Source organism: Roseibium sp. M-1, from assembly GCF_054515675.1.
This window is the reverse complement of the sequence record NZ_CM137257.1, coordinates 4,050,527-4,072,933: the sequence shown is the minus strand read 5'-3', so window position 1 is coordinate 4,072,933 and position 22,407 is coordinate 4,050,527. Positions and strand designations below refer to the sequence as shown.

Here is a 22,407-nt window from a genome sequence, read left to right as displayed (position 1 = left end):
ACTGCCCCGTAAAGAGAGCGCCAGGAGGAAACGTCCAGATCATGTCCGCCGACAAGAAACCCACCCGAACCAATGTCAGCTTCACCGACCAGGAAGCCCTGCAGTTTCACCAGGAAGGCCGCCCCGGCAAACTGGAAATCGCGCCGACCAAGCCGATGGCGACCCAGCGCGACCTGTCGCTGGCCTATTCGCCGGGTGTGGCGGTGCCGGTCAAGGCGATCGCGGACGATCCGAGCCGCGCCTACGACTACACGACCAAGGGCAATATGGTCGCGGTGATCTCCAACGGTACGGCCATTCTCGGTCTCGGCAATCTGGGCGCCCTTGCCTCCAAACCGGTGATGGAAGGCAAATCGGTTCTCTTCAAGCGCTTTGCCGACGTCGACAGCATCGACCTCGAAGTCGAGACCCAGGATGTCGAGGAATTCATCAACTCCGTGCGCTATCTCGGCCCCTCCTTCGGCGGCATCAATCTGGAGGACATCAAGGCGCCCGACTGTTTCATCATCGAGCAGCGCCTGCGCGAACTGATGGACATCCCCGTCTTCCACGACGACCAGCATGGCACGGCGATCATTGCCGCCGCCGGCCTCATCAACGCGCTGCACCTGACGGGCCGCGACATGAAGGATGCCAAGGTGGTCTGCAACGGCGCAGGCGCGGCCGGCATTGCCTGTATCGAGCTGGTGAAAGCCATGGGCATTCCGCATCAGAACGTGACGCTTTGCGACACCAAGGGGGTGATCTACAAGGGCCGCGAAGAGGGCATGAACCAGTGGAAGTCGGCCCATGCGATCGAAACCAATGCCCGCTCGCTTTATGACGCGCTGAAGGGCGCCGACGTCTTCTTCGGCGTCTCGGCCAAGGGAGCGCTGACGCCGGATATGCTGCGGGCGATGGCGCCCAACCCGATCATCTTCGCCATGGCCAATCCGGACCCGGAAATCACGCCGGAAGAAGCCGCCGCCGTGCGCGACGACGCCATCGTTGCCACCGGCCGCTCGGACTATCCGAACCAGGTCAACAACGTGCTCGGCTTCCCGTACATCTTCCGCGGCGCGCTGGACGTCAGGGCCGTTACCATCAACGACGAGATGAAGGTTGCCTGCGCCCGGGCGCTGGCGGATCTGGCGCGCGAGGAGGTGCCGGACGAAGTCGCCGCCGCCTATCGCGGCAACCGGCCGAAATTCGGCCCGGAATATATCATTCCGGTGCCTTTCGACCCGCGCCTCATCCACACCATTCCGCCGGCGGTTGCCCAGGCGGCAATGGATTCCGGCGTCGCCCGCAAGCCGATCATCGACATGCAGGCCTACAAGAACCAGCTCACCGCCCGCCGCGATCCGGTCGCCGGCACGCTGCAGCGGATCTTCTCCAAGGTGCGCCAGCAGCCCAAGCGCGTGGTCTTCGCCGAGGGTGAGGAAGAGCCGGTGATGCGTGCCGCCGCCAGCTTCGTTTCGCAAGGCCTGGGCGAGGCGATCCTGATCGGCCGCGAGGACGAGATCCACGCCATGGCCGAGCAGGCCGGCATCGATATCGACCGGCCGGGCATCTCCATCCAGAATGCGCGGCTTTCCAACCGCAACAATGATTATGCGCAATACCTGTTCGGCCGCTTGCAACGCAAGGGCTACCTGCTGCGCGACTGCCAGCGCATGGTCAACAACGACCGCAACTACTGGGGCGCCATCATGGTGGCGCGCGGCGATGCCGATGCCATGGTCACCGGCGTCACCCGGAACTACTCCATCGCGCTCGAGACAGTCACCTCCACCATCGACCCCAAACCCGGCCACCGGGTCATCGGCGTGTCACTGGCCCTGGCCCGAGGCCGCACGGTTCTGATCGCCGACACCGCCGTCATCGATATGCCGACGTCGGAAGAACTCGCCGATATCGCGGAGGAAGCCGCCCATGTCGCCCGCAAGCTCGGCTACGAACCGCGCGTGGCAATGCTGGCCTATTCCACCTTCGGTCACCCGAAGAGCGAGCGCTCGGAAAAGGTCATCGAGGCGGTGAAGATCCTCGACCGCCGCCGCGTCGATTTCGAATATGACGGCGAAATGGCAGCCGACATCGCCCTCAACCCGGACCGTATGGCCGCCTATCCCTTCTGCCGCCTGTCCGGCCCGGCCAACGTGTTGGTGATGCCGGCATTCCACTCGGCCTCCATCTCCACCAAGATGCTGCAGGAACTCGGCGGCGCGACCGTCATCGGTCCGCTCCTGGTCGGCTTCGACAAGCCCATCCAGATCGTCCCGCTGGGCGCCAAGGACTCAGACATCGTCAACATGGCCGCCATCGCGGCGTTCAATGTGACGTGAGGAGGCATAGCACGTTTGAAATCGAGAGCGTTGTGGCTCCCCGGTCCCGGATCTCCGCTGCGCTGCGTCCGGGATGACGTTGGAAAGGAAGAAGCCCCACCCCTCCATCGTCATCCCGGGCAAGCGTAGCGCGACCCGGGACTGGGGAGCCCCAACGCCAGCTGTCTGGAGTACCTGACATTTGACCGCCTGGGTCTACATCCTCGCGTCCCGACCTTTTGAAACCCTTTACACAGGCGTAACCACGGATTTGTCCCGGCGTATTTACGAACACCGCGAAGGGCTGATTGAAGGATTTTCCAACCGCTACGGCACGAAGACGCTGGTCTGGTATGAGGTGCACGAGGAGATTGCTAACGCGATCACGCGCGAAAAACAGATCAAGCGCTGGCGCAGGCAATGGAAATTCGATCTGATCGAAAAGATGAATCCGGGTTGGGAAGATCTCTACCTCGTTCTCAATCAGTGACTTGCACCGCAGCCTCTCCATCGTCATCCCGGGCAAACGAAGTGCGACCCGGGATCGGGGAGGCAAAAAGCTATCGGGATAGCAGTTGGCTACAGCAGGGGTCGAGGCTCCCCGGTCCCGGATCTCCGCTGCGCTGCGTCCGGGATGACGAGGGTGAGGTTTTTCCGTCCGCTTGCTTCAGAACGTCCAATCTTTTTGACAAACCCCGCCCCAGCGGCGATACCTCGAAGCCATGTCGGATATCAAAGTCAAAATCTGCGGCCTCTCCACCGAGGACACCATGGCGGCGGCGCTCGATGCCGGGGCGGATATGGTCGGGTTGATGTTCTTCCCGAAGAGCCCGCGCCACGTCTCGCTGAGCAATGCGGCACGGCTTGCGGACATGGCCCGCGGCCGGGCGGAGATCGTGGCGGTCACCGTCAACATGGACCTCGACGGCCTGTCGCGCATCAACGAGCTGGTGCGGCCGGATACCTTCCAGTTTCACGGGCAGGAGCCGCCGGAAGCGCTGGCTGCGGCCAAGGTGATGCAGGGCACCAAGGCGATCAAGGCCGTATCGGTCGCGGAGCGCGCGGATCTGGAAGAGGCACAGTATTATGCCATCGTCGCCGACCGCCTGCTTCTCGACGCCAAGCCGCCCAAGGGCTCGGAGTTGCCGGGCGGCAATGGCGTTTCCTATGACTGGACGCTTCTGAAAGATCTTGACCTCAAGAAGCCCTTCATGCTTTCCGGGGGACTGGATCCGGACAATGTCACCGAGGCGATCCGGCAGAGCGGTGTCAGGGAAGTGGATGTCTCCTCCGGCGTCGAGCGGGAAAAGGGCGTCAAGGACAGTGATCTTATTCGCGCCTTCCTGGCAGCGGCCAAGGGCGTCAAGGTTCCGGTCTGAAGAACCGGGTGAAGGAGTTTTAGCGTGAACGACATGGCGAACAGCATCCGGACCGGTCCGGACGATCGCGGGCATTTTGGCATTTTCGGCGGCCGCTACGTTGCCGAGACCCTGATGCCGCTGATCCTGGACCTGGAACAGCACTACAAGGACGCCAAGAACGATCCGGAGTTCCATGCCGAGATCGAGACGCTGAACAAGCACTATACCGGCCGTCCGTCGCCGCTCTATTTCGCCGAGCGCCTGACCAACGAGCTCGGCGGCGCCAAGATCTATTTCAAGCGCGACGAGCTGAACCACACCGGCTCGCACAAGATCAACAACTGCCTCGGCCAGATCCTTCTCGCCAAGCGCATGGGCAAGACGCGCATCATCGCCGAGACCGGCGCCGGTCAGCATGGCGTCGCGACGGCAACTGTCTGCGCCCGCTTCGGCCTGCCCTGCGTCGTCTATATGGGCAAGACCGACGTCGAGCGGCAGAAGCCCAACGTCTTCCGCATGAAGCTGCTCGGCGCCGAGATCGTTCCGGTCACCGCCGGTGCCGGCACGCTGAAGGACGCCATGAACGAGGCGCTGCGCGACTGGGTGACCAATGTCGAGGACACCTACTATCTCATCGGCACTGCCGCCGGCCCGCACCCCTATCCGGAAATGGTGCGCGACTTCCAGTCGGTGATCGGCAAGGAACTGCGCGAGCAGATGATGGAGGCCGAAGGCCGCCTGCCGGACGCGCTGGTTGCCGCCGTCGGTGGCGGCTCCAACGCCATCGGCCTCTTCCATCCGTTCCTCGACGACAAGAACGTGAAGATCTACGGCGTCGAAGCCGGTGGCCGCGGCCTGGACGGTGTTGAGCACTGCGCGTCGCTCACCGCCGGCAAGCCGGGCGTTTTGCACGGCAACCGCACCTATCTCCTGCAGGACGAGGACGGCCAGATCCTGGAAGGCCATTCCATTTCCGCCGGTCTCGACTATCCGGGCATCGGTCCGGAACATTCCTGGCTGAAGGAAATCGGCCGCGTCGAATACGTGCCGATCATGGACAACGAGGCGCTCGACGCCTTCCAGATGCTGACCCGTGTCGAAGGCATCATCCCGGCGCTCGAGCCGTCCCATGCGCTTGCCCATGTGGTGAAACTGGCGCCGACCATGGACAAGGATCAGATCATTGTCATGAACCTTTGCGGTCGCGGCGACAAGGACGTCTTCACAGTCGGCCAGATGCTGGGCTTCGATCTTTAAGCGCCGGATCGGTCGGGAAATCATGAGAGCCGCGTGCCGAAAGGTGCGCGGCTTTTCTTTGGGGCCATGCCTCTCCATCGTCATCCCGGCTCGCGCTGCGCTTGGCCGGGATGACGATGGAGAGGCTTTCGAGGATGTCATCCCTGCTACCGCGAAGTTGGTTTCCTCGAATTAACCAGCTCCCTCACTTTGGAAATGCTGCAATGCAAACTTGTGCATTGTGAATCTTTTGCCGAGGATTAAATCAGGCGGGAATGAAACAGGGCCGGCCGAAGATGCCGCCCTTTGAGGAAACCCCGAAATGTCCTTCGATCTTCTGACCGGCTTTGTCCGTGACCTGCGCGCCTCCCGCCGTGTTGCCGGTGAAATTGCCCGCATGACCCATCTGTCCGACGCACAGCTGGAAGATCTCGGCATCGAGCGCAGCGAAATCACCAGCCGCGCCTTCCGCCGACACTTCAAGCAGCGCTAAGCAGCATCCCGGCAAGCGCCCTGGCTGCGCTCAGGCTGTGCGTTTCAAGGCCCTACGGCTTTGACAAACAATCGGTTTGACGGCCAGCGCCGCTTCCAGAAGCTGCTGCCGTCCGCGCGCATCCAGCCGTTCCGCCTGGCTCATGAGAGCCGGATCGGTGTGAACGGGCCGGTGCTCTGCCGGCAGCGGGCGCGGCGCGAACCCGAGATTTAGGTCCTTCACCCGGCGCCAGAGCTTTTCGGCGAAGGGTTCGGGGGCAGGTTCGAACAGGGAATGGGCCAATTGCAGCTCCTTATTGGTTAGGCGGCTTCGTTCTTCTCCTACAATAAGCGCACAGAGTGCATTTATCCAGGTGCAACCTGTGCGCATCTGACAAACCAGCCATGCGTCCTGCGCGGGTCTGACCTGCGCGGAACGATATTGCTGCAGTGCAAAAAAACCATAAGGTGCCGACCGGTCGCGGACATCAGGATTCGCGGCCGTCGGCTTTTTTGGTTTGGAAAGATGAGTACCGTGCAGGCCCTTCACATCAGCGCGCCATCGGCAGCGCCCCTTGCCACCGTGTTTCGCGGCACGGGCGGCCCGTTTCAGCGTGCCGGCCGGTCGAAGCCGATGGGCAGCGAACACATCTATCGTGCCGACGCCGCCTTCCGCGCCATCGGCCTGATCGACTACCCGAGCCGCTAAGCGCAGCCATCCTTTCCGGCGGGCCTTTGAGGCTGCCGGACGGCCATTATCTGCATCAGACAATTGACAGGGCCCGCACTGCCCCCGTACATCGCTCAGACGGGAAACGCCCCGGAGACCCCGGACGGCGCCAAAGAGGGTAGCAGTGAATGACGGAAACGCGTATCGACCGCCGTTTTAAAGCCTGTGCGGAAGCCGGCCGTCCGGCCTTGGTCACCTTTATCACCGCCGGCGATCCGGATCTGGAAACCTCCCAGGCCGTCCTCAACGCCCTTCCCGCAGCCGGTGCCGATCTGATCGAGCTCGGCATGCCCTTTTCCGATCCGATGGCCGAAGGTATTCCGATCCAGCTCGGCAACCAGCGGGCATTGGCCGGCGGCCACACGATGGACAAGACGCTGGACATGGTCCGCGCCTTCCGCCGCCAGGACCAGGACACGCCCATCGTTCTGATGGGCTATTTCAATCCGATCTATGTGCGCGATCCGAAGAAATTCGTCGAGATTGCCAAGGACGCCGGTGTCGACGGCTTCATTATCGTCGATATTCCGGCCGAAGCCGATGACGAGCTCTGCATCCCGGCGCTGGATGCCGGCCTCAACTTCATCCGTCTTGCCACGCCGACCACCGACGACAAGCGCCTGCCCGCCGTTCTGGCCAACACGTCCGGTTTCGTCTATTACGTCTCGGTGACGGGCATTACCGGTGCCAACATCGCCGATACCGGCCGGGTGACCGCTGCGGTCAACCGCATCAAGGGTCATACGGACCTGCCGGTTGCGGTCGGCTTCGGCGTCAAGACGGCGGAACAGGCCGCGGTGATCGGCAAGGATGCCGACGGCGTCGTGGTCGGTTCGGTTCTGGTCAACGCCATCCGCGAGAGCCTCGACGAGGCCGGCAAGGCGACCGACCGCACCGTGAAGGCGGTAACGGATGTTGTTGCCGATCTCGCTGCCGGATGTGCCCGGGCGCGCAGCGCCTGACAGGCGCAACGGCCGAATTGAAGGATTTCCGGCGGACCCCATATCTCCGCCCAACAGTAACGAAAACAACGGGACGCGTCTGACGTGAACTGGATCAACTCTATCGTACGTCCGAAGATCCGCGATCTTTGGAAAAAGCGCGAGGTTCCGGAGAATCTCTGGATCAAGTGCCCGGAAACCGGTGAAATGGTGTTTCACCGTGATCTGGAAGCCAATCTCTGGGTGATCCCGAGTTCCGGCCACCACATGCGCATGCCCGCACGCAAGCGCGTCGAGACGCTGTTCGATGGCGGCACCTACACCGAGGTCGACACCCCGGAAGTGCATGCCGATCCGCACAAGTTCCGTGACTCCAAGCGCTACAGCGATCGCCTGAAGGAAGCCCGGACCAAGTCCGGCGAGGACGAGGCGGTGCTCGTTGCACAGGGCAAGATCAACGGCATGCCGCTGACCGTCGCCGTCCAGAATTTCGATTTCATCGCGGGTTCCCTCGGCATGGCTGCGGGCGAGGCGATCCTCGCCGGCATGCTGAAGGCGGTCGAGGACAAGACACCTTTCGTGATGTTCGCAGCCTCCGGCGGCGCCCGCATGCAGGAAGGCATCCTGTCGCTGATGCAGATGCCGCGCACCACGGTCGGTGTGCAGATGCTGCGCGAGGCGGGCCTGCCCTATATCGTCGTGCTCACCAACCCGACGACGGGCGGCGTTTCGGCTTCCTATGCGATGCTCGGCGACGTTCATATCGCCGAACCCGGTGCCCAGATCGGCTTTGCCGGCCGCCGCGTCATCGAACAGACCGTGCGCGAGAAGCTGCCGGACGACTTCCAGACCGCGGAATACCTGCTCGACCACGGCATGGTCGACATGGTTGTCTCGCGCCTGAAGATGAAGGAAACCCTGGCCCGCATCTGCGGCATCCTGATGAAGCGCGAAGTCGAGCTGCCAAGGCTCGAGGCGCCGAAGGAACCGGCTGAAGCAGCAGCGGCTCCGGCTGAATCTTCGGAGGGACCAGCCAAGGACACCGAAGCGGCCAGCTAGGCTCTCCCGGTCACAAAAATCCGTCGCGAAAGCGGCTTCAGACGACATTTCCGGGCTGTCCGCTTGTCTGGCGGGCGGCCTTCCCGTAAAGGCGTTAGTTGAAACCTGACGGGACTGAAGGGACCCTGCGGAGGGCGCCTTGGATCAAATCACGAAAATTCTGGATCGCCTGTTGGCCCTTCATCCGAAGGAAATAGATCTTTCGCTCGGACGCATGTACCGGCTTTTGAAGGATCTCGGCCATCCCGAACAACGTTTGCCGCCGGTGCTGCATGTGGCAGGCACCAACGGCAAGGGTTCTGTCACCGCAACGCTCCGCGCAATCCTGGAAGCCTCCGGCAAGCGCTGCCACGTCTATACGTCGCCGCATCTGGTCTCCTTCAACGAACGCATCCGTCTCGGCACCGACGGCAGGTTCGTCTCCGATCCCCTGCTCTACGAGGCCCTGCACCGCTGCGAAGAAGCAAACGGCGGCGAGGAAATCACCTTCTTCGAGATCACCACGGCAGCCGCTCTCCTGCTCTATGCCGAACATCCGGCGGATTATCTGCTCCTGGAAGTGGGGCTCGGCGGGCGTCTCGACGCGACCAATGTCATCGACACGCCCCTCGTTTCGGTGATCACCAATATCTCCATGGATCACGAGAAGTTCCTCGGGGACGACCTGGCGGCCATTGCCGCCGAAAAAGCCGGCATCATCAAGCCGGGCGTGCCGGTGGTTTCCGCGGCCCAGGAACCGGACGCTCTCGACACGATTATCCGGCAGGCCGCCCGCAACAGGGCACCGCTGCAGATCTTCGGCCAGGAATTTATCGCCCAGGAAGACCAGGGCCGCATGACCTATCAGGACGAGGACGAGTTGATCGACCTGCCCTTGCCGGTTCTGGGTGGACGTCACCAGTTCGCCAATGCGGGCCTTGCCATCGCCGCGCTGAAAGCAGCGGGCCTGCTGCCGGGCGAGGCCGCAATCGCCCAGGGTCTGAAATCGGTCAACTGGCCCGGCCGGTTGCAGCCGGTCACCCACGGGGCTCTTTTCGACCTCTGCCCGGAGGGCGCGGAAATCTGGCTCGACGGGGGTCACAATCCGGGTGCCGGCATTTCGATCGCCGAATTCATGGGCGAGCAGGAGGAGCGCGCGCCGCGTCCGCTTTATCTCATCTCGGGCATGCTGACGACCAAGGACCCGATCGGCTTCTTCCGGCCGTTCCACGGTCTGGCGCGCCATGTCGGTACGGTTCCGATCAGCACCACCACCACAGCGCGGGAACCGGAAGACCTGGCCGATCTCGCCCGCTGCGCCGGTCTTGAGGCAACACCGTTTCAATCGCTGGACGCAGCGCTGGCAGATGTGGCAGCTTGTGCGCACAAGGATGGCGAACCGCCCCGGATCCTGATCTGCGGTTCCCTCTATCTCGCCGGTGAGGTTCTGGCGCGCAGTGGAATGGCGCCGGTCTGACATCCCGCCGGCTCCGCCTAAGGAGGGCGAAGATGGTCGGATTGAAATGTTTCACGCGGCGTACAATGGCGCTGATGCTGGGAGTAGCGCTCTTCGCCCTGCCGGCAAACGCCTTGACGGAACAGTACGAAACTCCGCCAGAGCAGGATCCCGCAGCCTTGATGGGTGCCGATGCACTCGGGCCCGGTTATGCTGTCCTGGCTCCGGTGCGCGGCGACGGCTTCCTGCGAATCTATCAGCTTCAGACGGATCAAGGCGTCGAACAGGTCGAAGGCGACGGCCTTCTGAAACTTCGCCTGCACGAGGTCAGGGTTCTTGTCGCGCTCGACAGCCTGAAGAACGATGCCAGCTTCGTTGATGGCCTCAAGCAGGCTGCGATGAAGCCGGTGGAATTCGTGGAAAGCACGGTCACCGACCCGGTTGGTACCGCCAAGAGCACCGTTTCCGGTGTTGGCCGCATGTTCGGTCGCCTGACCAAGGGCGTCGAAGCCGCTGTCAGCGGCAAGGGCGGGTCTCCGGCGGAACTTGCCAAGTCGATCACCGGTCAGGCCAAGGCGCGACGCGAACTCGCCGTCGATCTCGGCGCCGATCCCTACACCTTCTACAAGCCTCTATCGGAGAAGCTGGACGAGACCGCGAGTGTCACCACGGCAGGAAGCTGGACGGTCACGGCCATCACCAGCCTGCTTCCCGGCGGCATCATCGTGAATTCCGCCCGCCAGGCCGACAATTTCCGCAACCTGATCGTCGACAGCACGCCGTCGGAACTGGAGGAACGGACCGCGGCCACGCTGCGCAATGCGGGGATCTCACAGGCGACCCTCTCCCGGCTGGCCGCCAATCCCCATTACACGATCAGCGAAAAGGCGGCGATCGCCTATCAGCTGCAGGCGATGCCGGGCGTCCAGTCGCTTGACGATCTGGCCGCCAAGGCGGCGGACGCGGACAGCCGGGACCTGGCCTATTTCCAGCTCCGCCGCGTGGTGCTGATGGAAACCTATAATCGCACGGTCTCGCCGCTCGGCGACATCAAGCTGGTTTCCGGCATTCCGGTCGCGATCCGCAAGGACGGCGTTGCCGCCCTGGTCCTGCCGCTCGACCATGTCGCCTGGACGCAGACAGTCGCCCGGACCTTCTCCGCCCTGCATGAAGGCCTCGGTCAGCTTCCCTTCCCGCCAACCGGCGTCGATTTCCTCATCACCGGCGACCTCACCCCCATGGCCGCCGAACGCCTCGCCTCCTTCGGCTGGAACATCACCGGCGACTACCCGATGCCGGAAGGTCCGGTTTTCTAGTTGCCGGCATGTGTCCCACCCGGATCAGCGATACCACCAGAGGCCATGCCAGAAGACTGAGACGGGATCTAACCGGTGGGGAACGGAAGCTGTGGCGTCTCTTGCGCGAGTTGAAGACGGATGACCTGCATGCAAGGCGCCAGGCACCCATTGGGCCTTACGTAGCCGATTTCGTGATCTTCTCGCGCAAGCTTGTCATCGAAATCGATGGTGATGTGCATTCGCGAGCTGAACAGCAGAAACATGATCAGGTGCGAGACGCCTGGCTGCGTTCAGAAGGATTTGAAGTGCTCCGCTATGCGGCCTCCGAAGTCTATGAAAACGCGGAAAGCGTCTATCTGCACATCCGAAGTCACCTCGGTCTGGAAATAAGCTGAACGTTGGTCTGATGACGGCTTCGCCGTTTACCCCCATCCCTAACCCTTCCCCACAAGGGGGAAGGGAATCAGGCCGAATTTGCCGAGATTTAACCTTTGAACGGCGGTCGTGATGTTGAACGCACTTGCCAATTGTCGAGGCATAGTCCCCCTCCCCCTTGTGGGGAGGGGCTAGGGGTGGGGGTCTTCAAAGAGAAGATGAACTCGCTACGCTGATGCTGACATCCGGATTCCGGATCGGCGCGCAGAGTTGCTGCGCTTGTTCGAAATGACGGGAGTGTCGATTTTCAGCGAGTTTTGCTTCACACACACTCCAGCACCGGTCCCGCCAGTCCGCTTTCCCAGCCGAGGATCGCCCGTTTGCGGGTGAGACCCCAGTGATAGCCGCCAAGTTTGCCGCCTTTGGCGAGCACGCGGTGGCAGGGGACGACGAAGGAGAGCGGGTTGCGGCCGACGGCGGTGCCGACGGCGCGCGACGCCTTCGGGTTGCCGAGGCAGGCGGCAATGTCGGAATAGGTGGTCGCCGCGCCCATCGGGATCTTCAGAAGCGTCTGCCAGACGCGGATTTCGAAGTCCGTGCCGATCATGACGATGTTCAGCGGCTGGTCCTGTTGCCACTTCTTCGGATCGAAGACGCGCTGGGCATAGCTTGCGGTCGCCTCCTGGTTCTGGACGAAACGTGCCGCTGGCCAGCGCTCGCACATGTCGTCGAGGGCACCCTGTTCTTCACCCGGATCGGCAAAGCCGAGACCGGCAAGGCCCTTGTCGGTCGCCATCACCAGCACCTGACCGAAGGGCGAGGGATGAAATCCATAGGTTATCGCGAGCCCGGCGCCGCGGTTGCGGTAGTCGCCCGGGGTCATGGCCTCGTGTGTCACGAAGAGGTCGTGCAGCCGCCCGGACCCGGAAAGACCGACTTCGTAAGTGGCATCGAGGACGCTGGCGCTGCTGCGCAGCAGCGCCTTGGCATGGTCCAGCGTGATTGCCTGCAGGAACTGTTTCGGCGTCAGGCCGGCCCAGCGCGAAAACACCCGCTGCAGCTGGATCGGTTGCAGCCCCGCTTCCGCCGCCAACTGTTCCAGCGTCGGCTGGTCGCGCCAGTCCTCTGTGATCCGCTTCAGCGTCTGGCGCACGACGGCATAGTTTTCCGCCGCCTCCGCGCCGACGGAAATCGGCTTCGGATCGGAGGTCAGGCTCGCAAGGTCGATGGCTCTGGTCATGGCAGTCTCGTCGCGTTCTTGATCTGACCCGATCTTAGTCGCCTAACTGCATCTGAGCGACCCGATTTGCGATCCTTGTTACCTCCCAATCTCTCCGCCGCGCTTCGTCTCGGATGACAGCGGAAAGGCAAGGATGGGGATCTCCTATCCCCGCACATCCTTGAATTCGCTTGCGGAGACCGCCGGGCCCTTGCGCGTCGAGAGCAGAATGCTGGTTTCCGTGCCGGAGATGCCCTCGATCAGGCGGATGCGGTTGAGGGCGTCGTCGAAGGCGGCGAGGTCACGCGTGGCGACGTCCAGGACAAGATCCCACTTGCCGTTGGTCGAATGGATCGCCCGAACTTCCGTCATGGCGCTCAGGGAGCGGATGACGGGGACGGTGTTGTGGCCATCGACCATCACCAGCGTCACCGCGCGGATCGGCAGGTCGCGCCAGTCGTCGCGCAGGACGGCGGTAAAACCGAGAATCTCGCCGCTCTCCACCAGTTTCTCCATGCGGGAGCGTACGGTGGCGCGGGAGACTTTCAAATCACCTGCCAATTCGGAAACCGATCGGCGCCCGTCGTGGCGCAGAAGTGAGATCAGCCGCAGATCCAGATCGTCCATTTTTCCACTTCGATCAATTGAGCTTGCCAAAACGATAAATCCGGCTGCTCTTTTGATCAAGTGTCCGGATTTACTCCGCCGCGGCGTTTGCGCAAACTCTAACCCATCAGATTTCGGGCGGAGAGAGACGTGAACGTCGTCAAGAAACAGATCGCTCTGGTGGGGGCACCGGTGGATGAAGGCGCGGGCCAGCGCGGCTGCCGCATGGGCCCGGACGCCTACCGCGCGGCGGGCCTTGCAGAAGCCCTGCGCGAGTTGGGGCATTCGGTCAGCGACCATGGAAACCTGTCCCCCGCTGCCGTCGGCAACGTAACGCCTCCCAACGCTATCCTGCGCAATTACCCCGCCTATGTGGCCTGGACCCGAGCCCTGCACGACAAGGCTGCGGACCTGGGCGAAACGCCAGCCGTGCCGATCTATATGGGCGGCGACCATGCATTGGCCGCCGGCACCGTTTCAGGCCAGGCAAAGGCAGCAGCGGCGCTGGGCCGGCCGCTCTTCGTGCTCTGGCTCGACGCCCATTCCGACTTTCACACCTTCGACAGCACCGCCAGCGGCAATCTGCACGGCACGCCGCTTGCGTTCCTCTGCGGCCTTCCCGGTTTCGACAGCCTGCTCGGCGCACCGCTTGAGCACGTGTTGAACCCGGAAAACGTCGAGATCCTCGGCGTGCGCTCCATCGACGATGCCGAGCGCAGCCTGCTGGTGAGCCACGGTGTCGGCGTCAGCGACATGCGCCGCATCGACGAGGAAGGCATCGGCACGCTGCTGAGACCGTTCCTGGAGAAGGTGCGGGCCGCCAACGGCCTGCTGCATGTCAGTCTCGATGTCGACTTCCTCGATCCGGAAATCGCACCGGCGGTCGGCACGACGGTGCCGGGCGGTGCCACGTTCCGTGAAGCCCATCTGGTGATGGAGATGCTGCATGACAGCGGTCTCGTCACCTCGCTCGACCTCGTCGAACTCAATCCCTTCCTGGACGTCCGCGGAAAAACCGCGCGTCTCATGGTCGACCTGACCGGCAGCCTCTTCGGCCGCCGCGTCTTCGACCGGCCGACACGAAGCTTCTAGAGCATCCTGCGTTCGTTAGAACGCAGGATGCTCTACAAACTAGGAATCGATCAGCTTTTTAGCGGTTCAATCGGTTCCGATAGACCCGCTGCTGATCTAGAGGACAGATCAATGAAAACCGGCCCCATCAACCTGAGCCCGTCGGACCTGGCTTATGTGCCCTTCGTCAGCGTCGACAACATGATGCGCAATGTGCGTGCCGTCGGCGTCGAGACCGTCATGCGCGGCATTGCCGACTATATCGAGCAGGACTTCCTGCGCTGGGAGAACTTCGACAAGAAGCCACGCATTCCGGCTCATGCCCCCCAGGGCGTGATCGAGCTGATGCCGACCGACGACGGCGAGCTGTTCGGCTTCAAATATGTCAACGGCCATCCGGGCAACACCCGTGACGGCCTGCAGACGGTGACCGGCTTCGGCGTCCTGTCGAAACTGTCCACCGGCTATCCGGTTCTCTTGACGGAGATGACCATCCTGACGGCCCTGCGCACGGCGGCAACCTCCGCACTTGCGGCGAAATACCTGGCGCCGGAAGGCTCCACCACCATGGCCGTCATCGGCAACGGTGCCCAGTCGGACTTCCAGTCGCTCGCCTTCAAGGACATGCTCGGCATCACCGAGATCCGCGCCTATGACATCGAGCATGCGGCCAGCGTCCGGCTTGCCCGCAACCTTGCCAATTCCGGCCTCAAGGTGACCATCTGCAAGACGCCGGAAGAAGCGATCGAAGGTGCGCAGATCATCACCACGGTCACCGCGGACAAGAAGCTGGCGACGATCCTGACCGACAACATGGTCGGCTCGGGCGTCCACATCAACGCCATCGGCGGCGACTGCCCGGGCAAGACCGAACTGCACCGGGACATTCTTTTGCGGTCCGACATCTTCGTCGAATTCCCCGAGCAGACCCGCATCGAAGGCGAGTGCCAGCAGCTCGACGGCGATCATCCGGTCACCGAGCTGTGGCAGGTCTATGCCGGCAAGGCACCGGGCCGTACGTCCCGTGACCAGATCACTCTCTTCGACAGCGTCGGCTTTGCCATCGAGGACTTCGCGGCCCTGCGCTATGTGCACGACCTTCTGCCGAAGACCGGTCATTTCGAGAAGCTGGATCTTCTGGCCGATCCGGACGACCCCCGCGACCTTTACGGCATGGTGCTGCGTTCCGGCGCCAATGGCGACAACCAGGCAGCGTGATCAAAAGAAATCCCGCACCTGCCCAACTCGACCACCGCTTCGGCGGTGGTTTTTTGTTTTGGGGAATTTGAAACGATAGAGCCGCAAACAGATACGGCTGCGCCGTACACCCCCATCCCTAACCCTTCCCCACAAGGGGGAAGGGGATCAGGCCGAGTTTTTGGCGAGACACTTTTAAACGGCGGTTATCGCGCCGATTGCTCTTGCCAGATTTCGGTGCGTAGTTCCCTCCCCCTTGTGGGGAAGGGTTAGGGGTGGGGGTAACTCTGCCTCAAGCCGCCGACGTCATGCCGCTCAGCGCGGCCTCGATTTCCGCGACCACTGCATCTGCGGCAGCGCCCGGGTCGTCCGCCTTGCTGATCGGGCGGCCGACGACGAGGTAGTCACTGCCGGCGGCAATGGCATCGGCGGGGGTCATCACCCGGCGCTGGTCATCGGCGGTGCTGCCCGAGGGACGGATGCCGGGGGTGACGATGACAAGTTCGCCGTCAAGCAGTTCGCGCATTCTGGTGGATTCCGTCGCCGCGCAGACGATGCCGCCCATGCCGGCCGCGCGTGCGTCCAGGGCCCGCGCCTCGACCAACTCGCCCAGCGGGCCGCGATAACCGGCATCGATCAGGTCCTGTTCGTCCATGGAAGTCAGCACGGTGACGCCGAGAAGGCAGAGATCCGGATTGCCTTCTTCCTGCAAGCCCTTCACCGCCGCGCGCATGGTCTTCGGATAGCCGTGCAGGGTCATGAAGGTCACACCCATGCGGGCAACGTTGCGCACCGCCTTTTCGATGGTGTTGTCGATGTCGTGCAGTTTGACATCGAGGAAGATCTTCTTGCCGTCCCGGGCGAGATCGCGGGCGAATTCCAGCCCGCCCGCAAATTGCAGCTCCATGCCGATCTTGTAGACCCCGACCTTGCCCTCCGTGCGCTTCACCAGCTGTTCGGCTTCCGCAAGGGTCGGAACGTCAACGGGCAGCATCAGGCGGTCGAGGGCGGATTTCGGGGCGAACTTGCTGATCGGCATGGGCGGGATCCTCTGGCTTCGGGGCAGGTGCCAGTCCATAACACCAAGGGCGGGCCTATGCCAGATCTACCCCTTGCCGTTGCGTTCGAACTCCGCGAAGGCGTCCTTGTAGGAGGGATGCCAGCGCGACAGCGGCGGCCGGTTCTCGATGATGTCGCCAATCGCCCATTCGGCCCGGCGCTTGTCGCGGGTGCTGTCAACGTCGTTGTCCGGGCAAAGGATATAGAAGTCGCCCGCTTTCATCCGCTCCAGGAAATAGTCGACGGTCTGTTCGCTGGTCCAGGCGGAGGCGGGCTTTTCCGGAATGAACTTCGCGATCATGCCGGTATAGGTGAAGCCGGGCACGAAGAGATGGACCGAGATCGGGGCGCCCGCCTCGCGCAATTCGTGCGCAAGCTGTTCGCTCAAGACCTTCACCGCCGCCTTGGTGGCGTTGTAGCCCGGATTGCCGGGCGGTGTTGTAATGCCTTGCTTGGAGCCGGTGTTGACGATCACCGCCGGGCGGCCCGCCTCGATCATGCGCGGGGCAAAGGCCTGGACGCCGCGCAGGACACCGAAGAAATTGACCTCCATCAGCCGCGTCCAATTGTCCAGCTTGTCCCAGGCGGAGGTCGGCAGGCTGATGCCGGCATTGTTCATCAGCACTGCCAGCGGACCGGTGGCAAAGGCCCTCTCGGCCAGCGCCTCGACCTGGCTAATGTCGCTGACATCGGTCGGGACGGCGAGCACGTCGACACCGACCGCGGAAACCGCGCGAACGTGCTCCACCGCCGCGTCCAGTTCCGCGCCGGGCAGATCGGCAAGGATGACGCCCAACCCTGCCTGCGCAAACCGGGTCGCGGCCACCAGCCCGACACCGCTGGCCGCCCCGGTCACAACCGCCAGACCGCCCTCTGAAATTGCCTGATCGTACATGGAGTGCCTCCCGGAAATCCGTGAATTCAAGTCTGTCGCTTCCTCACCGCAGGAGCAATCCTGCCACCCATATGCGCTGCGCCGAACCATTCCCGTCGAAACCGCTATTTTCTTAGACGGTTCAGGCTGCTACAACACCGCCGGTTCCACCAACCTACAGGGCATCAGCACATGCGCACAGCGAGTGTCTCGCGCGACACCAAGGAAACCCGCATTTCGGTCGAAATCAACCTGGACGGCACCGGCGCCTACGACGTTGCCACCGGCGTCGGCTTCTTCGACCATATGCTGGAGCAACTGTCGCGGCATTCGCTGATCGACATCAAGGTGCGGGCTGACGGCGACACGCATATCGACTTCCACCACACGGTGGAAGACACCGGCATCGCGCTCGGCCAGGCGATTTCGAAGGCGCTCGGCGACATGGCGGGCATCACCCGCTATGCCGATACCCACCTTGCCATGGACGAGGCGCTGACCCGCTGCGCGTTGGACGTTTCCGGCAGGCCGTTCCTGGTCTGGGACGTTGCCTTTGACCGCGACAAGGTCGGCGACTTCGATACGGAGCTCTTCGAGGAGTTTTTCCGCGCCTTTGCGATGAATGCCGGGATCACCCTTCATATCGCCAATCTTTACGGCTCCAATTGCCATCACATTGCAGAGACCTGCTTCAAGGCGGTGGCGCGGTCCCTGCGCAAGGCGGTCGAGATCGACCCCCGCCAGGCCAACCGCGTGCCGACAACCAAGGGCCAGCTTGGCGGCTGATTAACGAACGGATGGGCGCATGAGCACCTATGTTGTGATGGCTCCGCCGGAATTCGACGACGTGGCGGGCGATCCCCACCAGACGGACCGGCTTGAATTCGTGCCGGACACATTCTCGTACCTGGCCTTTGTTTTTTCGGTGATCTGGCTGCTGGTCAACCGTATGTGGCTGGTGCTGCTCGGTTATCTCGGCGTGACGCTGGTTGTCGAGCTGCTGGCGCTTGCAGTCAATCCGGACGCGGCGGGCGTCGTCGCGCTCGTCATCGCCATTCTCTTCGGCTTCGAGGCCCAGGCGCTGCGGCGCTGGTCGCTGGAACGCAAGGGCTGGCGTGTCGTCGGCATCGTCGATGCGGGCAACAAGGCGGAGGCCGAACTTCGTTTTCTTCACAAGGCCGCGGATCACCTCTCCCCGGCAAGACTTCAGAAAGACCGTCTGCAGCGCCCCGCAAGCCCTCCGATCGTCCCGAGGATCGGCAGCGAGCGGGTGGTGGGCCTGACCCTCGGTCCGGAGACCCGTCAATGACGATTGCGATTATCGATTACGGCTCGGGCAACTTGCGCTCGGCGGAAAAGGCGTTCGAGCGCGCGGCCCGCGCTCACGCCCATCTGCCGGACGTGATAGTCACCTCCGACCCGGACCGGGTCAGGAAGGCGGATCGGATCGTGTTGCCGGGCGTCGGTGCCTTTGCCGACTGCAAGCGCGGCCTCTGGGCCGTCGACGGCATGCCGGAGGCGCTGGAGGAGACTGTTCGCAAGCAGGGCAAGCCCTTCTTCGGCATCTGCGTCGGCATGCAGCTGATGGCAAGCCGCGGCCTGGAATTCGAAACGGTCGAAGGCCTCGGCTGGGTTGAGGGCGACGTTTCGGAAATGAAACCGGCCGATCCGGATCTGAAGATCCCGCATATGGGATGGAACACCATTGATCTGCGCCCCGAAAGCCATCCGGTCTTCAAGAGCATCGACACCGGCCCGGACGGTCTGCACGCCTATTTCGTGCATTCCTTCCACTTTGCCTGCGCCAATGACATGGACCGGCTGGCCACCTTCGACTATGCCGGCACTTTCACCGCCATGGTGGCGAAGGACAACATGATCGGCACCCAGTTCCATCCGGAAAAGAGCCAGCGGCTCGGCCTTGAGCTGATCGCCAATTTCCTGGACTGGACCCCATAAACAAAGAGCCTGGGAGGCACTGATGAGCAAAGGTTACTGGATCGCCCGCGTGGACGTGCGCGACCCCGATGGATATCCGGCCTATGTCGAGACGGCAAAGCCGGCCTTCCAGCGCTTCGGAGCGAATTTCCTCGCTCGTGGCGGCAAGACCGATGCCATCGAAGGTCCCGGCCGGGCCCGCAACGTTATCATCGAGTTTCCGAGCTTCCAGCATGCGGTCGATTGCTACAATTCGCCCGAATACCAGGAAGCGGTGAAAATCCGTCAGAAAGTTGCCGATGGCGAAATCGTCATCGTCGAAGGAATTTGAAAAGAACATGATCCTCTTTCCCGCCATCGACCTGAAGGACGGTCAGTGCGTTCGCCTGAAACTAGGCGACATGGACCAGGCAACCGTCTTCAACGACGATCCCGGCGCTCAGGCGAAAGCCTTCGAGGACCAGGGCTTTGAATGGCTGCATGTGGTCGATCTCAACGGCGCCTTCGCCGGCGAGAGCGTCAACGGCGCGGCGGTCGATGCCATCCTGGCCGCGACGAAGAACCCGGTTCAGCTCGGCGGTGGTATCCGGACGCTGGAGCATATCGAGACGTGGCTCACCAAAGGCATCAGCCGCGTGATCCTCGGCACGGTTGCGGTCCGCGATCCGGAGCTGGTGAAAGAGGCATGCAGGAAATTTCCGGGCAAGGTCGCCGTCGGCATCGACGCCAAGGGCGGCTACGTGGCGGTGGAAGGCTGGGCGGAAACGTCCGAGCTCACCGCGATTGACCTCGCCAAACGCTTTGAGGATGCCGGCGTGTCGGCGATCATCTATACGGATATCGACCGGGACGGCGTCCTCAAGGGCCTGAACATTCCTTCGACGCTGGAACTTGCCCGTGCAGTCTCCATCCCGGTGATCGCCTCCGGCGGACTTGCCTCCATCGACGACATCCACCGCCTCCTGGAACCCGACTGCGCGATCCTGGAAGGCGCGATTTCCGGCCGGGCGCTCTATGACGGCCGCCTCGACCCGAAGGAGGCCATGGAGTTGATCAAGGCCGCGCGGAGCACAGCATCATGACCCTGAAGGCCCGTGTCATCCCCTGTCTCGACGTCAAGGACGGCCGTGTCGTCAAGGGCGTCAACTTCGTGGATCTGGTCGATGCCGGCGATCCGGTGGAGGCCGCGAAGGCCTATGATGCGGCCGGGGCGGACGAGCTTTGTTTTCTCGACATCACCGCCAGCCATGAGGGCCGGGACACGATCTACGACGTCGTCCGGCGCACGGCAGAGGCCTGTTTCATGCCGGTGACCGTTGGCGGCGGTGTGCGCACGGTGGAAGATATCCGCAAGCTGCTGATTGCCGGGGCCGACAAGGTCTCGATCAACACGGCGGCCGTCACCAATCCTGATTTCGTGCGTGAAGCGGCGGAAAAGTTCGGCGCGCAGTGCATCGTCGTCTCCATCGACGCCAAGCAGGTCAACGCGCCGGGGGAGCCGGAAAAGTTCGAGATCTTCACCCATGGCGGCCGCAATGCCACCGGCATCGATGCGGTCGAGTTTGCCAGGAAGGTTGTTGAGCTTGGCGCTGGCGAGCTGCTGGTGACCTCCATGGACCGGGACGGCACCAAATCGGGCTACAACATCGCCCTGACCAGGGCGATCGCCGATGCGGTGCCGGTGCCGGTCATCGCTTCCGGCGGTGTCGGCAATCTCGATCACATGGTGGAAGGCATCCGCGATGGCCATGCGACGGCGGTGCTCGCCGCCTCGATCTTCCATTTCGGCGAATACACCATCCAGGAAGCCAAGCACTACATGAACGACGCCGGCGTGCCGATGCGTCTCGACGCATAACGCCGGGCCGGGGACCTTAGCCAAATGACCGACTTCACTTTGGAAGATCTCGACGCCATTGTTGCTGCACGTGCGAAGAGCGCGGACGAAAAGTCCTATACGCGCAAACTCGTGAACAAGGGCGTTGCCAAATGCGCCCAGAAACTGGGGGAAGAAGCGGTTGAGGCGGCGATCGCCGCCGTGCAGCAGGACCGGGAAGAGTTGACGGCCGAGGCCGCCGATGTGCTTTATCATCTGCTTGTGGTGCTCAATGTCTCCAATGTCCCCTTAAGGGATGTTATGAAGGAGCTGGCGAGCCGCACGGGTCAGACCGGACTGGAAGAAAAGGCCTCCCGGCCAAAGGACTAGGGCGAGACTCACCCGCCCTACCGGGATCCGGCACTCAGCCGCGCAGCAGGAACTGCGAAGTCATGGATCAGAAAGTCGCCACGGCCCTGGACATGGATCTGTCCCCCTACCAGGTGTTCACCGAACGCCAGTGGTCCCGTCTTCGCGCCGATACGCCGATGACGCTGGACGCCCACGAGGTGGCCCAGCTTCAGGGCCTCAACGCGCCGGTCTCCATCGAGCAGGTCGAGACGATCTATCTGCCGCTCTCCCGCCTGCTCGCCTTCTATGCGGAAGCGACCATCAGCATCTATCAGGCGACCCAGAACTTTCTCGGCACCCGCGACGGCAAGACGCCTTTCATCATCGGTGTCGCGGGATCGGTCTCCGTCGGCAAGTCGACCACCTCGCGCGTGCTGCGCGAACTGCTGGCCCGCTGGCCGGCGAGCCCCAAGGTGGACCTGATCACCACCGACGGCTTTCTTTATCCCAATGCGGTGCTGGAAGCCGAAGGCCTGATGACGAAGAAAGGCTTTCCGGAGAGCTTCGACAGGCCGCGGCTGCTGAAGTTCCTGTCCGACATCAAGGCCGGCAAGCGCTTCGTGCGGGCGCCCGTCTATTCGCATTTCTATTACGACGTCATGCCGGGCCACACGGTCACGGTCGACCGGCCGGACATCCTGATCGTCGAAGGCCTCAACGTCTTGCAGACGCGCGAACTGCCCAAGGACGGCCGCGCCGTGCCCTTCGTCTCGGACTTCTTCGATTTCTCGGTCTATATGGATGCGGACGAGGACCTGCTGCTGAAATGGTATGTCGACCGCTTCATGCGCCTGCGCGAGACCGCTTTCCGCGACCCCGGCTCCTATTTCCATAAATATTCCCGCATCACCGACGAGGAAGCGGTGGCGACCGCAAACCGGATCTGGAACGAGATCAACCTCGTCAACCTGCGCGAAAACATCCTGCCGACCCGCCCGCGCGCCGACCTCATCCTCACCAAGGATGCCAGCCACCAGATCGCGAAGGTCGCCCTGCGCCGTATCTGA

General features: G+C 62.8%; 26 protein-coding genes. 21 read left to right on the top strand and 5 right to left on the bottom strand.

Going from position 1 to position 22,407, the window contains the following annotated elements; translation table 11 throughout:
* Window positions 1-41: 41 nt before the first annotated feature.
* The 5 genes from ACX3M4_RS18425 (at window position 42) to ACX3M4_RS18405 (ending at window position 5,393) form a co-directional block, all read left to right on the top strand.
* Window positions 42-2,324 (top strand): NADP-dependent malic enzyme, encoded by a 2,283-nt coding sequence (locus ACX3M4_RS18425; RefSeq protein WP_459354440.1) that lies wholly within the window; start codon window positions 42-44, stop codon window positions 2,322-2,324.
* Between the two features lie 181 nt (window positions 2,325-2,505).
* Entirely contained in the window at window positions 2,506-2,793 is a 288-nt protein-coding gene (locus ACX3M4_RS18420; RefSeq protein WP_459354439.1) for a GIY-YIG nuclease family protein, read from the top strand.
* Window positions 2,794-3,025: 232 nt separating this feature from the next.
* Window positions 3,026-3,682, top strand: a complete 657-nt coding sequence (locus ACX3M4_RS18415; protein ID WP_459354438.1) for a phosphoribosylanthranilate isomerase — start codon at window positions 3,026-3,028, stop codon at window positions 3,680-3,682.
* Between the two features lie 33 nt (window positions 3,683-3,715).
* Window positions 3,716-4,921, top strand: a complete 1,206-nt coding sequence (gene trpB, locus ACX3M4_RS18410) for a tryptophan synthase subunit beta (RefSeq protein ID WP_459359460.1) — start codon at window positions 3,716-3,718, stop codon at window positions 4,919-4,921.
* Between the two features lie 301 nt (window positions 4,922-5,222).
* A complete protein-coding gene (locus tag ACX3M4_RS18405) occupies window positions 5,223-5,393 on the top strand; it encodes a hypothetical protein (protein WP_459354437.1) in 171 nt (56 codons plus the stop codon).
* Window positions 5,394-5,423: 30 nt separating this feature from the next.
* Here the strand turns inward: ACX3M4_RS18405 and ACX3M4_RS18400 are convergent, their stop codons facing one another.
* Window positions 5,424-5,675, bottom strand: a complete 252-nt coding sequence (locus ACX3M4_RS18400) for a hypothetical protein (protein WP_459354436.1) — start codon at window positions 5,673-5,675, stop codon at window positions 5,424-5,426.
* Window positions 5,676-5,897: 222 nt separating this feature from the next.
* On the opposite strand from ACX3M4_RS18400, the gene ACX3M4_RS18395 reads away from it, so the two are divergent.
* From ACX3M4_RS18395 to ACX3M4_RS18370, 6 genes are all read left to right on the top strand, one after another.
* Window positions 5,898-6,080: a hypothetical protein gene (locus tag ACX3M4_RS18395; RefSeq protein WP_459354435.1), complete on the top strand. Its 183-nt coding sequence runs from the start codon at window positions 5,898-5,900 to the stop codon at window positions 6,078-6,080.
* A gap of 149 nt (window positions 6,081-6,229) precedes the next feature.
* Window positions 6,230-7,063, top strand: a complete 834-nt coding sequence (gene trpA, locus ACX3M4_RS18390) for a tryptophan synthase subunit alpha (RefSeq protein WP_459354434.1) — start codon at window positions 6,230-6,232, stop codon at window positions 7,061-7,063.
* A gap of 84 nt (window positions 7,064-7,147) precedes the next feature.
* On the top strand, window positions 7,148-8,101 hold the full coding sequence (accD, locus tag ACX3M4_RS18385; RefSeq protein ID WP_459354433.1) for an acetyl-CoA carboxylase, carboxyltransferase subunit beta: 954 nt from the start codon (window positions 7,148-7,150) through the stop codon (window positions 8,099-8,101).
* Window positions 8,102-8,240: 139 nt separating this feature from the next.
* Window positions 8,241-9,557, top strand: a complete 1,317-nt coding sequence (locus ACX3M4_RS18380) for a bifunctional folylpolyglutamate synthase/dihydrofolate synthase (RefSeq protein ID WP_459354432.1) — start codon at window positions 8,241-8,243, stop codon at window positions 9,555-9,557.
* A 32-nt stretch (window positions 9,558-9,589) separates the two neighbouring features.
* On the top strand, window positions 9,590-10,852 hold the full coding sequence (locus tag ACX3M4_RS18375) for a hypothetical protein (protein ID WP_459354431.1): 1,263 nt from the start codon (window positions 9,590-9,592) through the stop codon (window positions 10,850-10,852).
* 8 nt (window positions 10,853-10,860) lie between these two features.
* The gene (locus ACX3M4_RS18370) at window positions 10,861-11,229 is read left to right on the top strand and encodes an endonuclease domain-containing protein (protein ID WP_459354430.1); all 369 of its coding nucleotides are present in this window, start codon (window positions 10,861-10,863) and stop codon (window positions 11,227-11,229) included.
* 302 nt (window positions 11,230-11,531) lie between these two features.
* Here the strand turns inward: ACX3M4_RS18370 and ACX3M4_RS18365 are convergent, their stop codons facing one another.
* Both ACX3M4_RS18365 and ACX3M4_RS18360 read right to left on the bottom strand, forming a co-directional pair.
* A complete protein-coding gene (locus tag ACX3M4_RS18365; protein ID WP_459354429.1) occupies window positions 11,532-12,449 on the bottom strand; it encodes a methylated-DNA--[protein]-cysteine S-methyltransferase in 918 nt (305 codons plus the stop codon).
* Between the two features lie 144 nt (window positions 12,450-12,593).
* Complete coding sequence (locus tag ACX3M4_RS18360) at window positions 12,594-13,055, bottom strand: Lrp/AsnC family transcriptional regulator (RefSeq protein WP_459354428.1); 462 nt, start codon at window positions 13,053-13,055, stop codon at window positions 12,594-12,596.
* Between the two features lie 129 nt (window positions 13,056-13,184).
* Between ACX3M4_RS18360 and rocF the strand changes: the two genes are divergently transcribed.
* Entirely contained in the window at window positions 13,185-14,126 is a 942-nt protein-coding gene (gene rocF, locus ACX3M4_RS18355) for an arginase (RefSeq protein WP_459354427.1), read from the top strand.
* 111 nt (window positions 14,127-14,237) lie between these two features.
* The gene (locus tag ACX3M4_RS18350) at window positions 14,238-15,323 is read left to right on the top strand and encodes an ornithine cyclodeaminase (RefSeq protein WP_459354426.1); all 1,086 of its coding nucleotides are present in this window, start codon (window positions 14,238-14,240) and stop codon (window positions 15,321-15,323) included.
* Between the two features lie 271 nt (window positions 15,324-15,594).
* Here ACX3M4_RS18350 and pyrF read toward each other — a convergent pair whose 3' ends face one another.
* Window positions 15,595-16,341 carry an orotidine-5'-phosphate decarboxylase gene (gene pyrF, locus ACX3M4_RS18345; protein WP_459354425.1) on the bottom strand — a complete coding sequence of 249 codons (747 nt, stop codon included), beginning with the start codon at window positions 16,339-16,341 and terminating at the stop codon, window positions 15,595-15,597.
* A 66-nt stretch (window positions 16,342-16,407) separates the two neighbouring features.
* Complete coding sequence (locus ACX3M4_RS18340) at window positions 16,408-17,256, bottom strand: SDR family NAD(P)-dependent oxidoreductase (RefSeq protein WP_459354424.1); 849 nt, start codon at window positions 17,254-17,256, stop codon at window positions 16,408-16,410.
* Window positions 17,257-17,427: 171 nt separating this feature from the next.
* Between ACX3M4_RS18340 and hisB the strand changes: the two genes are divergently transcribed.
* From hisB to coaA, 8 genes are all read left to right on the top strand, one after another.
* Window positions 17,428-18,021 carry an imidazoleglycerol-phosphate dehydratase HisB gene (hisB, locus tag ACX3M4_RS18335; RefSeq protein WP_459354423.1) on the top strand — a complete coding sequence of 198 codons (594 nt, stop codon included), beginning with the start codon at window positions 17,428-17,430 and terminating at the stop codon, window positions 18,019-18,021.
* Window positions 18,022-18,040: 19 nt separating this feature from the next.
* Entirely contained in the window at window positions 18,041-18,544 is a 504-nt protein-coding gene (locus ACX3M4_RS18330) for a DUF2628 domain-containing protein (RefSeq protein ID WP_459354422.1), read from the top strand.
* Complete coding sequence (hisH, locus tag ACX3M4_RS18325; protein ID WP_459354421.1) at window positions 18,541-19,194, top strand: imidazole glycerol phosphate synthase subunit HisH; 654 nt, start codon at window positions 18,541-18,543, stop codon at window positions 19,192-19,194. The genes ACX3M4_RS18330 and hisH overlap by 4 nt, the downstream gene beginning before the upstream one ends.
* A 22-nt stretch (window positions 19,195-19,216) precedes the next feature.
* Window positions 19,217-19,504 carry a DUF1330 domain-containing protein gene (locus ACX3M4_RS18320; RefSeq protein WP_459354420.1) on the top strand — a complete coding sequence of 96 codons (288 nt, stop codon included), beginning with the start codon at window positions 19,217-19,219 and terminating at the stop codon, window positions 19,502-19,504.
* 7 nt (window positions 19,505-19,511) lie between these two features.
* Window positions 19,512-20,255, top strand: coding sequence for a 1-(5-phosphoribosyl)-5-[(5-phosphoribosylamino)methylideneamino]imidazole-4-carboxamide isomerase (hisA, locus tag ACX3M4_RS18315; protein WP_459359459.1), 744 nt, complete (start codon window positions 19,512-19,514; stop codon window positions 20,253-20,255).
* A complete protein-coding gene (hisF, locus tag ACX3M4_RS18310) occupies window positions 20,252-21,031 on the top strand; it encodes an imidazole glycerol phosphate synthase subunit HisF (protein WP_023002419.1) in 780 nt (259 codons plus the stop codon). The genes hisA and hisF overlap by 4 nt, the downstream gene beginning before the upstream one ends.
* Before the next feature lie 24 nt (window positions 21,032-21,055).
* Window positions 21,056-21,379: a phosphoribosyl-ATP diphosphatase gene (locus ACX3M4_RS18305; RefSeq protein WP_459354419.1), complete on the top strand. Its 324-nt coding sequence runs from the start codon at window positions 21,056-21,058 to the stop codon at window positions 21,377-21,379.
* 62 nt (window positions 21,380-21,441) lie between these two features.
* On the top strand, window positions 21,442-22,407 hold the full coding sequence (gene coaA / locus ACX3M4_RS18300) for a type I pantothenate kinase (RefSeq protein WP_459354418.1): 966 nt from the start codon (window positions 21,442-21,444) through the stop codon (window positions 22,405-22,407).

Bases quoted from the DNA above. Each gene is read 5' to 3' on its own strand.
- ACX3M4_RS18415 (WP_459354438.1), top strand. From the start codon at position 3,026: ATGTCGGATATCAAAGTCAAAATCTGCGGCCTCTCCACCGAGGACACC.
- hisF (WP_023002419.1), top strand. From the start codon at position 20,252: ATGACCCTGAAGGCCCGTGTCATCCCCTGTCTCGACGTCAAGGACGGC.
- coaA (WP_459354418.1), top strand. From the start codon at position 21,442: ATGGATCAGAAAGTCGCCACGGCCCTGGACATGGATCTGTCCCCCTAC.
- ACX3M4_RS18405 (WP_459354437.1), top strand. From the start codon at position 5,223: ATGTCCTTCGATCTTCTGACCGGCTTTGTCCGTGACCTGCGCGCCTCC.
- ACX3M4_RS18370 (WP_459354430.1), top strand. From the start codon at position 10,861: ATGTGTCCCACCCGGATCAGCGATACCACCAGAGGCCATGCCAGAAGA.
- ACX3M4_RS18305 (WP_459354419.1), top strand. From the start codon at position 21,056: ATGACCGACTTCACTTTGGAAGATCTCGACGCCATTGTTGCTGCACGT.
- hisB (WP_459354423.1), top strand. From the start codon at position 17,428: ATGCGCACAGCGAGTGTCTCGCGCGACACCAAGGAAACCCGCATTTCG.
- hisA (WP_459359459.1), top strand. From the start codon at position 19,512: ATGATCCTCTTTCCCGCCATCGACCTGAAGGACGGTCAGTGCGTTCGC.
- ACX3M4_RS18340 (WP_459354424.1), bottom strand. From the start codon at position 17,256: ATGTACGATCAGGCAATTTCAGAGGGCGGTCTGGCGGTTGTGACCGGG.
- trpB (WP_459359460.1), top strand. From the start codon at position 3,716: ATGGCGAACAGCATCCGGACCGGTCCGGACGATCGCGGGCATTTTGGC.
- pyrF (WP_459354425.1), bottom strand. From the start codon at position 16,341: ATGCCGATCAGCAAGTTCGCCCCGAAATCCGCCCTCGACCGCCTGATG.
- ACX3M4_RS18330 (WP_459354422.1), top strand. From the start codon at position 18,041: ATGAGCACCTATGTTGTGATGGCTCCGCCGGAATTCGACGACGTGGCG.
- hisH (WP_459354421.1), top strand. From the start codon at position 18,541: ATGACGATTGCGATTATCGATTACGGCTCGGGCAACTTGCGCTCGGCG.
- ACX3M4_RS18395 (WP_459354435.1), top strand. From the start codon at position 5,898: ATGAGTACCGTGCAGGCCCTTCACATCAGCGCGCCATCGGCAGCGCCC.
- ACX3M4_RS18350 (WP_459354426.1), top strand. From the start codon at position 14,238: ATGAAAACCGGCCCCATCAACCTGAGCCCGTCGGACCTGGCTTATGTG.
- ACX3M4_RS18320 (WP_459354420.1), top strand. From the start codon at position 19,217: ATGAGCAAAGGTTACTGGATCGCCCGCGTGGACGTGCGCGACCCCGAT.
- trpA (WP_459354434.1), top strand. From the start codon at position 6,230: ATGACGGAAACGCGTATCGACCGCCGTTTTAAAGCCTGTGCGGAAGCC.
- ACX3M4_RS18365 (WP_459354429.1), bottom strand. From the start codon at position 12,449: ATGACCAGAGCCATCGACCTTGCGAGCCTGACCTCCGATCCGAAGCCG.
- ACX3M4_RS18360 (WP_459354428.1), bottom strand. From the start codon at position 13,055: ATGGACGATCTGGATCTGCGGCTGATCTCACTTCTGCGCCACGACGGG.
- ACX3M4_RS18425 (WP_459354440.1), top strand. From the start codon at position 42: ATGTCCGCCGACAAGAAACCCACCCGAACCAATGTCAGCTTCACCGAC.
- ACX3M4_RS18375 (WP_459354431.1), top strand. From the start codon at position 9,590: ATGGTCGGATTGAAATGTTTCACGCGGCGTACAATGGCGCTGATGCTG.